General features: G+C 65.1%; 9 protein-coding genes. 5 read left to right on the plus strand and 4 right to left on the minus strand.

From position 1 onward, the window contains the following. Position 1: 1 nt before the first annotated feature. Genes DWF74_RS12085 through DWF74_RS12100 form a run of 4 tightly spaced genes read right to left on the minus strand, consistent with a single transcriptional unit; the run spans position 2 to position 7761 of the window. The gene (locus tag DWF74_RS12085; protein WP_115581023.1) at positions 2-4579 is read right to left on the minus strand and encodes an alpha-2-macroglobulin family protein; all 4578 of its coding nucleotides are present in this window, start codon (positions 4577-4579) and stop codon (positions 2-4) included. Beyond that, the gene (locus tag DWF74_RS12090; protein ID WP_115581024.1) at positions 4576-5235 is read right to left on the minus strand and encodes a DUF1175 domain-containing protein; all 660 of its coding nucleotides are present in this window, start codon (positions 5233-5235) and stop codon (positions 4576-4578) included. Before DWF74_RS12090 ends, DWF74_RS12085 begins: the two co-directional genes overlap by 4 nt. Beyond that, positions 5220-6932: a DUF2138 domain-containing protein gene (locus tag DWF74_RS12095; RefSeq protein ID WP_115581025.1), complete on the minus strand. Its 1713-nt coding sequence runs from the start codon at positions 6930-6932 to the stop codon at positions 5220-5222. The genes DWF74_RS12090 and DWF74_RS12095 overlap by 16 nt, the downstream gene beginning before the upstream one ends. 37 nt (positions 6933-6969) lie before the next feature. Further along, positions 6970-7761 (minus strand): YfaP family protein, encoded by a 792-nt coding sequence (locus tag DWF74_RS12100; RefSeq protein ID WP_115581026.1) that lies wholly within the window; start codon positions 7759-7761, stop codon positions 6970-6972. 594 nt (positions 7762-8355) lie between these two features. On the opposite strand from DWF74_RS12100, the gene DWF74_RS12105 reads away from it, so the two are divergent. The 5 genes from DWF74_RS12105 to DWF74_RS12125 all read left to right on the plus strand — a co-directional run bounded on the left by DWF74_RS12105 (position 8356) and on the right by DWF74_RS12125 (position 15631). Further along, positions 8356-9927, plus strand: coding sequence for a BCCT family transporter (locus tag DWF74_RS12105; RefSeq protein WP_115581027.1), 1572 nt, complete (start codon positions 8356-8358; stop codon positions 9925-9927). Next, positions 9924-11225 (plus strand): OprD family outer membrane porin, encoded by a 1302-nt coding sequence (locus DWF74_RS12110; protein ID WP_102865304.1) that lies wholly within the window; start codon positions 9924-9926, stop codon positions 11223-11225. The genes DWF74_RS12105 and DWF74_RS12110 overlap by 4 nt, the downstream gene beginning before the upstream one ends. Positions 11226-11274: 49 nt before the next feature. Beyond that, complete coding sequence (locus tag DWF74_RS12115) at positions 11275-13281, plus strand: CocE/NonD family hydrolase (RefSeq protein WP_115581028.1); 2007 nt, start codon at positions 11275-11277, stop codon at positions 13279-13281. A 77-nt stretch (positions 13282-13358) separates the two neighbouring features. Then, a complete protein-coding gene (locus DWF74_RS12120) occupies positions 13359-14297 on the plus strand; it encodes a LysR substrate-binding domain-containing protein (protein WP_115581029.1) in 939 nt (312 codons plus the stop codon). Positions 14298-14317: 20 nt separating this feature from the next. Beyond that, the gene (locus DWF74_RS12125; protein ID WP_115581030.1) at positions 14318-15631 is read left to right on the plus strand and encodes an MFS transporter; all 1314 of its coding nucleotides are present in this window, start codon (positions 14318-14320) and stop codon (positions 15629-15631) included. Positions 15632-15778: the final 147 nt, after the last annotated feature.

Below are 15778 nucleotides of genomic sequence, written 5' to 3' on the forward strand. Positions count from 1 at the left end.
GTTATTTGACCGTGACCTGACCCAGTGCCGGCGTACGTTCCTGGGCCTGATGCTCTGGCGCATACACCTGGTAGTAACGTGCCGCAGGCAGGTTGAACTGGCCCTTCTGGGAGAAGCGGATCAAATGCCGCAGACGCACTTCGCTGTTGTCGTTCAACGCATCCAGCGGCACCGCGTAACTCATCTGCCCGGGTTCGAAACGCGCTTTTTCCAGGGACGCCGCTTCAGTGCCCGCAGGACCGGCCAGCTTGATGCCCCAGGTGGTGCGTTCGACATCGGCGCCCGGCGGCAACGGCACTTCCAGCATGCCGTACAGCAGCGGCCGGTTGCCCTCGTTGGCAATGATCACTTCGTCCAGATACAGGCCGTCACTGGCGATCGGCTTGTTACCCACCGGCTCCAGCTTGAAGGTGAAGGCTTCATCCCCGGGCACCAGGCGCAACAGGCGACGGGTAATGTTCACCGGCGACGGCGTGCCCATGTCCAGCTTGCTCAGGTAGCTGACCGAGGCCTGCAGCGGACGCTCCGGCACCTTGTCCAGGGTCAGCACGGCCGGCACCTGCGGCCCTTGCCACTGCCAGTAGCGTTCGCCGCTGGCGCCCTGCTGCTGTTGCCAGCCCTGCCCCGGATTCAGGGCCTCGGCCGGTGCCGACTGGGCCACGCTACGCTGCAGCCAGGTCAGGGCCAGAGCACGGTCCAGGGTCGGTTGCGATGGCAGCAGACGTTGCAGCAATGCGCGCGCCGTCGCTTGATCGAAAGGCTTCAAGGACAGATTCATTGCCTGAGCGAACGGCTGCGAGCTGATGTCGACCTGCTGCTGTGCCGCCTCCAACTGCGCCACGAAGGCAGGTGGCGGCGTGACCTTGGCGTCCCGCGCCAGGGCGGCTGTCAGCACCCGGGCGCTGGCCAGGCCGAGGGCCGAATCCGGGTCCACCATCACCAGGCTGTCGCTGCTGTCGTCATCCATGCTGGCAGCCGGACCGGCCCCCACCTTGGCCAGGTCGTCCATCAGTCCCCTGACCAGGGTATTGATCGGCAGGTTCATCTCACGGGCGAAGGACAGGATCAGCGCCCGTTGCAGCAATGGCGTGCTGCCGGCCTGCTTGGCATAGACCTCCAGCACCCGCTGCCAGTGTTCCGGCGGCAGGTTCAGCTCCATGACCTTGCTGGCATTCCAGTCAGCGTAATAGGCATAGGCGGTGAGGAACGCATCCGGTTCGGCGTCTTCACCCCACCAGGTGAACGCCGCTTCCGGCCCGGCCATATGCACCAGGCGCAGGCGACTGTTCTGCATGATCAGGCGCAACCGATCGCGAATCTGCGGGTTGCTGGCCAGCGCCGGGTAGGCAACGCTCAACGGCAGCAACTGGCTGGCGGTCTGCTCGACGCCGCCATAGGGGTATTCCAGCAACCCATCCAGGGCCGAACGGAACAGCGCTTGCGGGCTGTCGTCCAGACGCAGGCGAATCTCTGCGGCATCGGCCGGCAGGCCCAACGGCGTCGTGGTGCTGACCACGTCCAGGCTCTGGGTTTGCACCGTCTGCCAGCCAGCCGCGCTGCTCACCAGACGCACAGCCAGGGCGTCCACTGTCTTGCCGCCCTGCACCAGCTCGGCGCTCCACTCGCCATTGCCCGGGGCAATGGCCGGCAGCGCCACATAGTTGATCCCGCTGTTCAAGGTCAGCGGCAGGCGCTGGGATTCCCCGGCGTAATGAATCACCAGCTCGGCCTTGACCGGTTGTTCGGACTGGCTGAAGGCAAACACCCCCAGGTCCGGCTTGTCGCCACTGCGGAAGCGGCTCGGGCCGCTCCACTTCAGGTACAGAGCCTTGTCGGAACGAACGAACTGTTTCTTCTGCCCCACTTGGCCGTCATCGGCGATGGCCCGAGCGGTAATGCGCCAGCGGGTCAGGGAATCCGGCATGCGGAAGGTGAAACGCGCCTTGCCGCTGCCATCGGTCACCAGCTCCGGCTGCCAGGCGGCGGTGTCGACGTCTTCACGACGTGGCCGCTCCAGCACCTTGACCCCACGCTCGCTGCGGTTGGCCTTGCCCGGTGCGGTGGGGCTGCCCGGCAGGGCCACGTCGTAGCTGATGAACGACAGGCTGGCGCTGGTGCGCACGTTGTTACGCCGAGGGTGGTAGAAGAACTGGTCGATGCTCGGCGCCACTTCCGGCTGCAACGCGTAGACCATCTCGTCCACCACGCTGACCGTCAGGTGCGCCGGCACCGGCTTGCCGGCGAACTGGGTGGACAGGTCCACGGTGACCAGGTCACCCGGCTGGTACTTGTCCTTGTCGGTGTGGATGGCCACATCGATCTGCGGTGTCAGCACCTTGATCCCGGCATTCTGGAAGCTGTATTCGCCGCCCTTGGTGTAGAGCACAGAGAACGTCAGGTTCGGTGCGAAGTTGTCCTTCACCGGCACCCGGGCGCGATACTGGGTAGGGCTGAGTTTTTCCACCTTCAGCCAGTCGCCGCCCTTGGACAGCAGCGCCGTGGCTTCGACCTTGTCGCGCTCCAGCGACAGCAGCGCATCGTTGATCGGCTCGGGGAAGGTAATCAGCGCCAGAGCTTCGTCACCGGTCTTGTATTCGGCCTTGTCGAGAACGATTTCCACGGTGCCCGGCACCGCTTTAACGCCTTCGCCGGTGACCGAGTGGCTGGTGCCGCCCAGCACTCGGTCGTGCTCGTCCTTCAGGGTCAGGTTGTAGGTGCCGGGACGTTCGAAGGCCAGGGCAAAGCCCTTGTCGGCCTCGCCCAGCTTGCCCTCGCCGGTGGACTGGTCTTCCAGGCGCACCCAACTGTAGCGGCTGGGGGAAACCTTCTGGCTCTGCTCGCCGGTGTTCTGGTTGACGTAGCTGAACTGCACCTTGTCGCCGGCGGCGCTGAAGCGCTGTGGCGCACTCAGGCTGAAGCTTGCAGCGCCGCGCTCGATGAGGATTTCCTTGGTGGTCTTGACCCGGTACGCCGCGCCGTCACTGGCGAACACGGTGAGCATGTAGCGGCTCGGCTTGCTGGCCGCTGGCAGGTCGAGGGTGGCACTGCCCTTGGCGTCAGTGGTCAGCTCGGCACTGGTCAGTTCCACCGGGAACTGGCCCATGTACTGCAGTTCGTTGTCCACCATGGACAGCTGCTGGGCCCGCAGGCTCAGTTGCAGGCGCGCATTGGCCACCGGCTTGCCGTCCGGATAGAGCAGTACCAGGTTGCCCTTCACCGGCTCGCCGGTCTTGAAGTCCGGCTTGGCCAGGCTCAGGGCAATCTCGAAGTGCGGCTTGATGTATTCGGCCACGCGGAAGGCGCTGCTGTAGACCTGGTCCTTGTAGGCAAAACGCAACTCATAACCACCGGCCACGGCATTTTCCGGCAGTTGGAAACGGCCTTGGGTGCCGGACTTGGAATCCAGATTCAGGGTCAGGTTCTGCAGCGCGGTGCCGGCGGCATCCAGCACGCTGACATTCACCGTGCCGGCACCCGGCTGCACCGAATCCCGGGCGTTCTTGAACTCGCGGCCGACGACTTTCAGCGATACCCAGTCCCCCGGGCGATACAGCGGCCGGTCGGTGAACGCATAGAGCTTGGTGTCGTAGATTTCGCTGTCGTAATAGAAGTTCTCGGAGACGAACACCCCGCCTTCCTGGTCCTCGCCGATCACGTAGGAGCGCTCGGGGCTGACGTGTTTCAGGCGCACCAGGCCCTGCTCGTCAGTGGCGCCGCTGTTCATCACGCCCAGGCCGTCGGTCCACAGCACGTTGACCTTGGGCACGGAGTTGCCTTCATGCTTGCCTGCGGCCCAGACCAGCAGCTCGTCACCGGCAATCTTGCTCACCGCCACGGTGTTGGAGACGAAGACCATGGTGGTCGCGCGGTACTTGCCCACCAGGGCTTCCACCAGGTACAGGCCCGGCTTGAGTTGCCCCAGCGGGATGTAGACGTTGCCCGGCGCGACGTTGATGAACTGGCTGGAGGAACCGGACAGGTCAACCCCGGCCGGCGGCTGGATCGGCTTGGCCTGCCACAGCGGATAACGGAACTGGGTCACCAGCGGCAGCCCCGGAATCAGGGCGAACTGCGGCTGTGCGTCATAGGGCGTCGGCGCCAACATCGAATTGCCGACCTTCAGTTCCGGCACCTCCTCGGTCACCTGCTTGCGTGACTCGTAGGAGAAGGCACGCTGCATCACCCGGCGGGATTTGCGATACCAGTTGTCCCACAGGTAGGCCAGGGTGTTGGACAGGCCCTCGCCCTTGAACTGGCCGTCACTGACCACCCGGTGCAGGTTCTTCTGGCGCTTGAGGAAGTCCAGCGGCTGGTTGATCCGGTACACCCGGATGTCCGCGCCGCCGTAGGGCTCCATGCGAAAGCGCCGGTAATCCCGGCCCGGAGCCTCAAGGCGCACCATGGCCTGCTCGTCGCTGGCAAAGCTGCTGTCGGCCAGGAGGAAGAAACTCTCGCCGGAGACCGCCGCGTAATCGCTGGACGGCACCGAGTCTTCGGCATTGACCAGGCTCGCGGGGGCCGCGAGGGTCAGAACAACAGTCAGTCGAAACAGAAAACGCCACATACGCGATTCGCTCATTGGGTGAGGAAGTTCAGTCGATAGATGCCGATGAAGTTGGGGTTGGCGGGGTCGGGTATCCATCGAGTGTCCTTCCATGTCATCAGTTGCTGCACGCTGGCCGAGCGCATGCCGTTGTCGGTGGGGGTGGTGGTGCCGGTGTGATAGGCGATGTTGCGGCCCATCCAGATCATCAGGTGCTGGTCGTCGCCCTGATCGAAGAACAGCAGGTCACCGGGGCGCGCCTGGCCCAGGTCACGGCTGACCAGATGGCTGTTGAACTGGATCAGCTTGATGGCGTTGACGTAGGGCCCGGTCTGGCCGCCGCCCTGCTGCCACTGCTGGGCCAGGCCACGCTGGCCTTCGCTCAGTTGCAGCTCCGGCGGCAGGTAGCGATTGGACATGCCGTTGGCCCGCAGCCATTTGCTGTCGTGGGCCTTGAGCGCTTCGTTGGCGGCAAAGCGCACCAGGCCGGCGCAGTCCTGCTGGTACCAGCGCGGGCTCGGCCCCTGGCTCAGTTGCTCCTGGGCGATGCGCACGAACCAGGCGCGAAACACCTGGGACTGCTGCACGTCCAGCGGCGGCACCAGGGTCGCGCCCACGGCATTGCTCAGCAACAGGGCCAGCAGGCCGAGGCTGGAAAGACTCTTGCGCCATGCACTCACAGCGCGCGCCATTGCAGGGGCAGCCATTGCCAGTGACCGTTGGGCTCGCTGCCTTCGGGCAGAGTCAGGGCGTACTTGCCGTAACCGCCAAGGGTGCGCAGCTTGGGCACCAGGTAGGTTTGCGCAGCGTTGTTGAACACCGGCTCCATGTCCTGGGGCAAGCTGTCGAAGGTTTCCTGCTGGATCAACTGCGCCAGGGATTGCGGGCCCAGGTACACCGGCATCAGTGCATCCTTGGGTACCACATCGGCCAGGGGCGGGAAGCGTTTATCCAAAGTATCCAGGGCCTTGCTCACCAGCTTGTCGTCCAGGGAGAACACCAGGGTCGAACCATGGCGAGCCAGGCTGACCTGCATGAAGGCGCGGCCGGTGATGGCTTGCGGGTCCTTGGCCTCCTTGGCCGGGTACTGACCGAAGTTGGAACTGACCTGGCGCTGCCACTGGTGTACCTCGCCGTTCTGCTGCTCGACCACAGGGAAGATGCGCTCCGGCACCTTGCTTTCCCGGGCCCCGACCATGGAACCGAACAGCTTGCCCAGTTCCCCATCGAGCTGGGTGTTGTCCTTATCCTTGAGGCTGGCCACCAGCAGCGGCGTGTACAGCCGCGAATCGGCGTACCAGCACAGGCCGGCGGTGCCGGCCATGTGTTCAGTCAGGCTGCTGGCCACCGCTTCTTCGGCACCGAGCTTGACCAGCAACGGTTTCTGCTGCTCCGCTGCCAGGGGCAGCGCCACGCAGGCACTGGCGCCCATGGGCATGGCCTGCCAGATCGGCTTGAAGTCGAAGGCCGGCTGGTTGTCCTGCTCTTGCATGGCCAGGTAGCTGTGCCAGCCCTTGGCGTCCATGTCGAAGCGCAGGCCGGCGAAGTTGGGGATGAAACGCTGGTAACCCATGGCCAGGACACTGGAGTTGACCGCCAACCGTTGCTGCACTTCAGGCTTGCGCGCCTCCAGGCCAAAGGCTTCGGGGAACAGTTTGTCACCGTTGAGCAGGGCTTCCAGGGCAGCGGTGGAGACGGCGCCATGCTCATCGTCGGCACCGCTGCTCAGGTCATACAGCTTGGCCGGGTTGGACAGCACCACCAGTTTGTCGCCGTGGGAAGCGAACGCCAGGGATTTACCGGCGTTGTAGTTCAACTGGTAGAGGGTCACCGCATCGCCGCCGACCTTCAGCTCAGCCAGCTTGCTCAGTTGCGTGTCGTCCAGGGCAACCTTGGCCAGGGGCTCCAGCAGCTTGGCCAGCCCGCCACGATCCATCACCAGCAGGAAATCCTTGAGACGCCCATCGACACCGCGCCACAGCGCCACATCCGCCGGCTGGTCGAACAGTTGCTCGATCAGGTTGTCCTGCAATTTCAGGTCATGCTCGTAGATGATCCGCCGCAGGCTGCCGATCAGGCCCAGGCGGTCGGCGTGGGCCTGGTAATAGAAGACGAAGTCTTCGGTCAGGGTGTCCTTGAGGAAAGGCACCGCCAGCAGGTCCTTGGGCAGTTGCGTCAGGGAGTGGGTTTCCAGTAGCCCGTCGGGGCGACTCAGGCCCAGCTTGTCGCCGGCCAGTTCGACCACCGGGGTCTTGGGCTTGCAGCCCACACCCGCGACTGCGGCGGCGACCAGACACAGGCCCGCGACCAGTGCTGGCCAGCGCCGTTTGCTACCGGGTTGTACAGGGCCGGGAACGCCGGCCGCCGGGGATGCTGTGTTTTCGCTCATGATTCACAAAGCCCAATTCATCCGTGGTGCGGGATGTTCAATAGTTGAAAGACTTGACCAGCAACAGGTCGCCGATGGCCCGCATGGGCACAATAAAGGTCTCGCGTTTCTCATCGACGGTGTTTTCGTTAAGGATCAGGTTGATCTGCGAGGTGATCACCTCGTTCTGATTGCTGCCTTCGTCGAAGTTGTACCCGCCACCGCCGAAGTTGCCCCAGTAGTTGACGTAGATCAGATAGGTGCCCCGCAGCGGCGCGGTCATGGTGAACATTTCCGGGCCCGGCCCGTCGACGCCGTCCGGGTCCAGGCCGCCACCGTTGGTCAAACCGGGATGACCGAAGAACGCGTGCTGACCGTCGGGGGTGATGATGTGCATGTCCAGCTCGGCCTTGGGATCATCCCAGCCCAGCACCACGCGAATGCGTGGGGGCGTCTTGTTCTGATTGGCTTCGTAGAATTGCACGCGCTTGAGGGACTTGCCCTCGGAGCTGCGCACTTCGACGCTGTTGGAGCCGGCGCCAAATGCATAAGGGCGAGCGAAGCGGCCCTGTTCGTCGGTGTAGAGGTTCAGCGGATTGCCGTTGACCGACAGGCTATGGGGCTGGCGCAAGTGACCGATCGCCTTGAGCTGGCCCTCGATCAGAGTGCGGTTGCGTTGAATGCCACGGTCGATGGGTGGCGTCGGATAGGCCACCCGGTCCTGCTCGGTACGGTCCAGCAGTCCGGAATAGCGCCAGCCGGCCAGGGGTTCCTGAAGTTCGGCGGAAGGTTCGGCGAACGCCGCCCCGGCCACCAGCAAGGTCAGCAGGAGGGAGGATAAAACGCGCATGTAATGCGTCCTGCCATGCATGGGAAAACCCTGGCGCCAGATCCTCGGCGCGGCTGCGAATATTCAGAAAGAGTGCCCGGCGACAAAGGGCGCTGGAAAGGCCGCAGATTAGCGACTTGGCGCCTGTTGCACAATTGGCGAAAAGGGATTTTGCAAGGCAATCGACACCCTGCTGAAGTCCGCCCCGCAGGTGCCACTACGGCGACATTATCCGCGCCGAGAAAGGTGGCCATACGCCATTAATTGCGCACCTCATCAGCCGACAAGAAAAACCCTTAGTTCAAGTACGAATCTGCCCCAGAGGCCCCCTCTCTCCAGCACTCGCAAGCGTCCGGCCGCCAACCACCGACGGCTGCCGATCGACCCTGCGGCAAGCGCTCTGCAATGCCTGCTACACCAATCGGCCCGGCCATCGCCCATGGCAGCCAGGGGCCATCGCGCATTCCCTCAGGGAATGACCCCATACCCATTAGTCGATTGCTACAGCGCACCACTCAACGCTTATCTAAGAACGCCGCAGCGTTGCACCGCGGCGCCCTGTGATTGCGGCCTCGCCTGGCCATAAAAAAGATAAGCAACGGGAGTGCCTCACTGATGAAGTATCCGTTAAGAGCCTGGGTCTTCTGGCCCACCTTTCTGATTCTGCTGGCAGCCGTGATCGCCAGCTACCTTGATCTGCAGGGTTTCCTGGCGGTGAGCAGGCAGCTCAACCGGATCATCCTCGACAACTTTTCCTGGCTGTTCAGCGCCGGCAGCTTCTTCCTCCTGGTACTGACCGCCATCGTCTACTTTTCGCCCCTGGGGCGGGTGCGCATCGGTGGCGAAGACGCCAAGCCCCTGCTGAGCAAGCCGCGCTGGTTCATGGTGGCCCTCTGCACCACCCTGGCGGTCGGCGTGCTGTTCTGGACCACCGCCGAGCCGCTCTATCACCTGTATGGCCCGCCCACGAGCCTGAACATCGAAGCCGGCAGCAGCGAAGCCAAGCACTTCGCCATGTCCAGCATGTTCCTGCACTGGACCCTGACGCCCTACGCCATCTATCTGGTGCCCTCACTGGTGTTCGCCCTGGTGTTCTACAACCTGCGCGGCCACTTCTCCATCGGCGCCATGCTGCAACCCCTGCTCGGCCAGGCATGGGTCAAGCGCCATGCCGGACTGATCGACACCCTGGCGATGTTCGCCCTGGTGGCGGGCATGGCCTCTTCCCTGGGCACCGGCGCCCTGACCCTGTCCGGCGGCCTGAGCCAGTACATCGGCGGAGAAACCACACCGCTGCGCCTGGGACTGATCATCGCGGTGATCGTCGCCACCTTCGTGTTCTCCGCCGCCAGCGGCTTGCAGAAGGGCATCGTCAAGTTCTCCACCTTCAACACCTGGATCATGCTGGCGCTGGGGCTTTTCGTTCTGGTCTGCGGGCCGACCCTGTACATCTTCAGCCTCGGCATCGAGTCCTTCGGCACCTACCTGCAGACCTTCTTCGGCCGCAGCCTGTTCACCGGCGCGGCCAGTGGCGATAACTGGCCCCAGAGCTGGACGGTGTTCTACTGGTCGGTGTGGTTCGCCTGGGCCCCGGTGAGTGCGATGTTCCTGGGCAAGATCGGCCGTGGCTATACCGTGCGCGAGTTCATCCACATCTCCATGCTCTACCCGGCGCTGTTCACCGCCCTGTGGATCTGCATCTTCTCCGGCAGCAGCCTGTACTTCGACGCCCAGGGTGATGGGGTACTCAACCGCGTGCTCAACGAGCAAGGGGTGGAGCACGTGCTGTACCAGGTGTTCCAGCAGTTGCCGGCGAGCGGCCTGATCATTGCCTTCCTGCTGTTCATTGCCTTCATTTCCTTCGTCACCGCTGCCGACTCCAGCACCGACGTCATCGGCAATCTGTGCAGTCGCGGGGTCACCGCCGACTCCGATCTGGACGGCAACCCGCTGCTCAAGGTGATCTGGGGCGCGATCATCGGCTGCGTGTCCTGGGTGATGGTGGCCTACGTCGGCATCGACGGGGTCAAGATGCTCTCCAACCTGGGCGGCCTGCCGGGCATGCTGATTGTCCTGCTCTCCAGCAGCGCGCTGATTATCTGGATGAAAAACCCGGCATTGCTGACACCGCCGCGGCCAGCGCAAGAGCCCGGGGAAAGCCACTCGTCACGAGGGCCTACCCCATGAACGTCCGTCTCCTGATCCTGGGCGGCCTGGGCCTGACGCTGCTCTGCCCCGCGCTGGCCCACGCCAGTCAGGCGCAATCCCGGGGCTTTGTCGAAGACAGCCGAATCAACGGCCTGGTGCGCAACAACTACCGCAACAACGACCATCGTCAGTTGGACCTGGATGCCCGCGAGTGGGGCCAGGGCCTGCAGCTGGACTACGCCTCCGGCTACACCCAGGGCACCCTGGGCTGGGGCCTGGATGCCCATGCCTATTTCGCCACCCGACTCGACAGCGGTGGTGGCCGGGCGCGCACCATGATGCTGGTCAGCGACAGCGACGGCAGCAGCCGCCGAGAATCGGCTACCGCCGGGGCCGCGCTGAAAATGCGCCTGTCCAATACCGAGCTCAAGTACGGCGACCTGCGGCCACAGACCCCGGTGCTGGCCCTGGCCGACAACCGGCTGATGCCGGCGACCGCCACCGGCCTGGCCTTCAGCAGCCGCGAGGTGGAAGGCCTGTTGCTGGAGGGCGGGCACTTCACCGCCTCCCGGGACTTCAACCAGACCGGCCATCGGGGCGGCTTCCACGCCGGTTACGCCAGGGTCGAGGGCGGCGACGCCAGCTATCTGGGCGGCACCTACCAGTTGCATCCGCAGGTCGAACTGGGGCTCTACAGCTCGCGCTACCAGGACCTGTGGCGCCAGCACTACGTCAACCTCAACCTCGACCAGCCCCTGGACGCCGAGGAACGGCGCAGCCTGAACCTGGACCTGCGACTCTACCGCTCCCTGGACGACGGCAAGGCCCTGGCCGGAGACATCGCGGTAACGGCCTGGTCGGCGGCGCTGGCCCTGAACCAGGGCCCGCACACCGTGACCCTGGCCCACCAACGCATCCATGGCCAGCAGCCCTTCGACTACCTGGCCCTGAGCGGCGGCGGCTTCCACGGCTCGATCTACCTGGCCAACGCCTCGTTGATCGCCGACTTCAACGGCCCCGGCGAGCGTTCCTGGAGCCTGGGCTACCGACTCGACCTGGAACACCTGGGCCTGCCCGGCCTGTCCTTCGGCACCCGCTACATCCGTGGCAGCCATGTCGACGGCCGGCGGATCCCCCAGGACAGCCCCTACCGCTACTACGCCGACAAGGAGCGCCAATGGGAGCGGGACATCGACCTGAGCTACCGGGTGCAGAGCGGCGTCGCCAAGGACCTGTCCCTGAGCCTGCGCCAGGGCACCTACCGCATCCACGGAACCTCGAACGGCGATATCGACCACATCCGCCTGGTCACCGAATACCCCTTCAGCCTGCTGTGATCCACCGCGCTCGGCCCGGTGCCGGCCCCTTTTTCGACTGGAGTAGCCCATGGACGTCATCCGCGACTTTCCCCATCCGATCCGCGAGATCGAGCACTGCCTGATCCCTCTGCGTGACGGCACCCAACTGGCCGCGCGTATCTGGCTGCCGGCCGATGCCGGCACCCGGCGTTACCCGGCAATTCTCGAATACCTGCCCTATCGCAAGCGCGACGGCACCGCCGTGCGCGATGCCCTGACCCACCCCTGGATGGCGGGCCAGGGTTACGCCTGCGTGCGCGTGGACATGCGCGGTAACGGCGAATCCCAGGGCTTGATGGCCGACGAGTACCTGCCGCAGGAACAACAGGACGCCCTGGAGGTGCTCGACTGGCTCTGCGCCCAACCCTGGTGCGACGGCAACCTGGGGATGATGGGCATCTCCTGGGGCGGCTTCAACGGCCTGCAAGTGGCAGCCCATCAACCCGCAGCGTTGAAAGCCATCATTACCCTGTGTTCCACCGACGACCGCTACGCCGACGACATTCATTACAAGGGCGGCAACCTGTTGATGGAAAACCAGGGCTGGGCCGCCACCATGCTCAACTTCAGCGCCGCCGTACCGGACCCGCTGCTGGTACCGGACTGGCAGGCGCAATGGCAGCAACGCCTGGACGCCATGCCGATGCTGGCCGAAACCTGGCTGCAGCATCAGACCCGTGACGACTACTGGCGCCAGGGCTCGGTGTGCGAGGACTACGCGGCGATCAAGGCCGCGGTGTACTGCATCGGCGGTTGGGGCGATGCCTACAAGAACAGCGTGCCGCGCCTGATGCAGCACCTGAATGGCCCGAAGAAAGCCCTGCTCGGCCCCTGGATTCACAAGTACCCGCACTTTGCCGTGCCCAACCCGGCCATCGGTTTTCTCCAGGAGGCCAAGCGCTGGTGGGACCACTGGCTCAAGGGCATCGACAACGGGGTGATGGACGAGCCCGCCTGCACCTTCTACCTGCAGGACGCCGTGCCGCCCAAGGCCAGCTACGCCGAACGCCCGGGCGTGTGGGTGCAGACCGCCGGCTGGCCCGATCCACAGATCCAGTGGCAGACCTTCAGCCTCAGCGACAGCGGGCTCAGCGCGGGAGCGCAAGCGCTGAGCGCAAGTCGCAGCATTTGCTCGCCCCTGACCACCGGCCTGCATCAGGGCGAGTACTGCGCCATCTGGTTCGGCCCGGACGGCCCCACCGACCAGCGCCGGGACGATGCTCATTCGCTGTGCTTCGACAGCCAGCCCTTGAGCGAGCCCCTGGCCTTGCTGGGCGATGTGCGCCTGGACCTGCGCCTGACCTCGGACCAGCCTTGCGGGCAGATCGTCGCCCGGCTCAACGCCGTGGCCCCGGACGGTCAGGTGGCGCAGATCACCTACGGCACCCTGAACCTGTCGCTGCGCGACGACTTCGCCGTGGCCAGCCCACCCGAGCCCGGCGCGCCCCTGCAGGTGCGCTTCAACCTCGACCATGTCGGTTATCGCCTGCCGGCCGGTTATCGCCTGCGCCTGGCGTTGAGCACCGCCAGCTTCCCGTTGCTGTGGCCGGCCCGGGAGCTGACCACCCTGACCCTGCTGCCCGAGGTGCAGAGCGTGCAGTTGCCGGTGTTCATCGGCGAACCCGTGGCGTGTCCGTTCGAAGCCCCGCAAAGCGCCCCGCCGGCCAACCTGGAAATCATCCGCGCCGCCGCCCCCAAGCGCACCCTCAGCGAAGACGTGGCCAGCGGCGAAGTCTGCGTGTGTATCGACGACGACCTGGGCGCCATGCGCTTGCTCGACCACGGCCTGTGGGTCGACCAGCGCTGCACCGAGCAGTACCGCACCCTGCCCTGGGACCCGCTGTCGACCCGGGCCGATATCCAATGGCATTACCGGGCCGGTCGCGGCACCTGGTCGGTGGAAGTGGACAGCACCCTGGGCCTGCACGCCGACGCGCAATGGTTCTACCTGCGCGCCACCCAGGTTGCGCGACTCGATGGCCGGCAGATTCATCAACGCCAGTGGCACAAACGGATCGCCCGATCCACGCTGTAAAGCGTGGCAGGATGCCCAATCTCCGAGACTCGGCGGGACGCAGGACACAGCGCCCGCCCCTGTAGACTGGTACCCGCATGTCGCATCGAAACGTCGATCTGCCCCCTCTCAACTGCCTGCAGCCTTTCGAGGCCGTGGCCCGTCATTTGAGCTTTACCCGGGCCGCCCAGGAACTGAACCTGACCCAGAGCGCGGTCAGCCGCCAGATCAAGCGGCTGGAGGAAAACCTCGCCCGGCCGCTGTTCCACCGCCACAACCTGGGCATCAGCCTGACCCCGGCGGGCGAGCGTTACTTTCGCACCATCCAGCGCCTGCTGCGCGAGCTGGACCGCGAGTCGGCGGAACTGCGCCGCCGCGGCGCCGAGCGCCAACTGACCCTGGCCAGCACCCCGACCATCAGCTCGATCTGGCTGGCGCGCCTGCTGCCGGCGTTCCAGAGCCTGTATCCGGAGCTGGACATCCGCATCCTCTGCAGTGAAAGCCCCCAGCACCTGGATGTCAGCGAGTACGACCTGGGACTGTTCTATCACCTGGACGAGTTGCCGGCGCCCCTGGGCCTGGAGCTGACCCCGGTCTTTGCCGGGGAGCAGGTGATCTGCGTCTGCAGCCCGGACTACCTGAGCCGCAAGGGGCCGATTCGCGATGCGCAACACCTGCTGCAGGAACACCGGCTGCTGATTGTCGAAGACCACTATCACGACTGGCTGACCTGGTCCGACTGGTTCAGCGCCGTGGGCGCGACCTATCACTCCCCGCAACACGCCCTGCGCACCAACAGCTACCAGTTGCTGATGCAGTCGGCGGTGATGGGCCAGGGCGTGGCCCTGGGCTGGGAAAGCCTGCTGCAGGACGAACTCGCCGCCGGACGCCTGCAACGCGCACTGCCGCAGCGCATGCCCAGCCGCGGGCGCCTGAACCTGATGCAACCGCACCACCGCAACCCACCATCCGCCGTACGCCGCTTTCGCCAATGGCTGCTGGAACACACCCACCTTGCCCGCGACACCGGCCCTTGACCGCCCCGACCTGACGACTCATGAACCTGAACCTGCTGACATTCCCCGCGCTCTACTGCGCCACCCTCCTGATGCTTGCCGGCAACGGGCTGTTCTTCAGCTTTATCGGCCTGCGCCTGACCAGCGACGGGGTCGGCGAACTGTGGATCGGTGGCCTGACCGCCGCCTATTACGCCGGCATGGTCTGCGGCGCCAAGTTCGGCCATCGGATGATTGCCGCCGTGGGCCATATCCGCTCTTACGTCGCCTGCGCGGGTGCCGCGACCATGATCGTGCTCCTGCACCTGCTGTTCGAAGATCTGTGGTTGTGGCTGGTGCTGCGCTTCATCACCGGCCTGGTGATGATGAACCAGTACATGGTGATCGAAAGCTGGCTCAACGAGCAGGCGGGCAACCAGCAGCGCGGCGCGGTGTTCGCCGGCTACATGGTGGCGGTCTCCCTGGGCTTGATGCTGGGTCAGAGCGTGCTGATCTGGCGTCCCGAACTGGACTTCAAGCCTCTGCTGATCGTCGCCCTGTGTTTCGCCGCGTGCCTGATACCCGTCGCCCTGACCCGACGCCTGCACCCGGCCAAGCTGGTGACAGCACCCCTGCAGATCGGCTTTTTCTGGCGCCGGGTGCCGCAAGCCCTGAGCACGGTGTTCATCACCGGACTGCTGGTCGGTTCGTTCTATGCCCTGGCACCGGTGTTCATCACCTTGAGCGGCCTGGACACGGCCCAAGCCGGCACTTTCGTCGCCGTGGCGATCCTGGCCGGGCTGTGCGCCCAGTGGCCGCTCGGCTGGCTTTCGGATCGCCTCGACCGCGCGCGACTGATCCGCGCCTGCGCGCTGCTCCTGTGCCTGGTGACTGTGCCTTTGTGGGGGCTGTTCGGCCTGTCGTTTACCTTCTTGCTGCTGTTCGCCTGCCTCAGCGGCCTGCTGTTGTTCAGCCTCTACCCGCTGGCGGTCGCCCTGGCCAACGACCACATTGAGCAACCCCAACGCGTGGCCCTGAGCGCCATGCTCCTGGCCACCCACGGCGTCGGCGCCTGCCTGGGGCCGCTGCTCAGCGGCGCGCTGATGAGCCTCTATGGCCACAACGCCTTATACATGGTGTTTTCGCTGTTCGCCCTGCTGCTGGCCTGGCGGGTACAACCGAGCAAGGTCAGCGGGGAGTTCCGGGTCGACGACGCGCCGTTGCAGCACGTGGCCATGCCCGAGCATCCGCCAAGCGTGCAGGCCTCGACCCTTGATCCACGCATCGAGGCTGTGCCCGGGGAGTGGCTGATCCAGGCACCACCGCCCGGTGAACCAGGGCGCAGCACGCTCAAGACCGACGCTGCATCCGCCTGATTCAGGCAGGGTGCAACTGGACGCTGAGCCGAATAGCGCATTTATTCGGCTCATCCCCGAAGAGCCCGCCCATGGACCACCCACGCTGGATCTGGCAACAGCACGGCGCCTGGCCTGGAACTCCCTCTGGAAAGCCGCACCAGTCCA

Source organism: Pseudomonas protegens (assembly GCF_003363755.1).
Lineage (GTDB): Bacteria > Pseudomonadota > Gammaproteobacteria > Pseudomonadales > Pseudomonadaceae > Aquipseudomonas > Aquipseudomonas danubii.

Excerpts from the sequence above, each read along its gene's own strand:
- DWF74_RS12095 (WP_115581025.1), bottom strand. The coding sequence starts at position 6,932 with ATGAGCGAAAACACAGCATCCCCGGCGGCCGGCGTTCCCGGCCCTGTA.
- DWF74_RS12085 (WP_115581023.1), bottom strand. The coding sequence starts at position 4,579 with ATGAGCGAATCGCGTATGTGGCGTTTTCTGTTTCGACTGACTGTTGTT.
- DWF74_RS12125 (WP_115581030.1), top strand. The coding sequence starts at position 14,318 with ATGAACCTGAACCTGCTGACATTCCCCGCGCTCTACTGCGCCACCCTC.
- DWF74_RS12100 (WP_115581026.1), bottom strand. The coding sequence starts at position 7,761 with ATGCGCGTTTTATCCTCCCTCCTGCTGACCTTGCTGGTGGCCGGGGCG.
- DWF74_RS12120 (WP_115581029.1), top strand. The coding sequence starts at position 13,359 with ATGTCGCATCGAAACGTCGATCTGCCCCCTCTCAACTGCCTGCAGCCT.
- DWF74_RS12090 (WP_115581024.1), bottom strand. The coding sequence starts at position 5,235 with ATGGCGCGCGCTGTGAGTGCATGGCGCAAGAGTCTTTCCAGCCTCGGC.
- DWF74_RS12115 (WP_115581028.1), top strand. The coding sequence starts at position 11,275 with ATGGACGTCATCCGCGACTTTCCCCATCCGATCCGCGAGATCGAGCAC.
- DWF74_RS12105 (WP_115581027.1), top strand. The coding sequence starts at position 8,356 with ATGAAGTATCCGTTAAGAGCCTGGGTCTTCTGGCCCACCTTTCTGATT.
- DWF74_RS12110 (WP_102865304.1), top strand. The coding sequence starts at position 9,924 with ATGAACGTCCGTCTCCTGATCCTGGGCGGCCTGGGCCTGACGCTGCTC.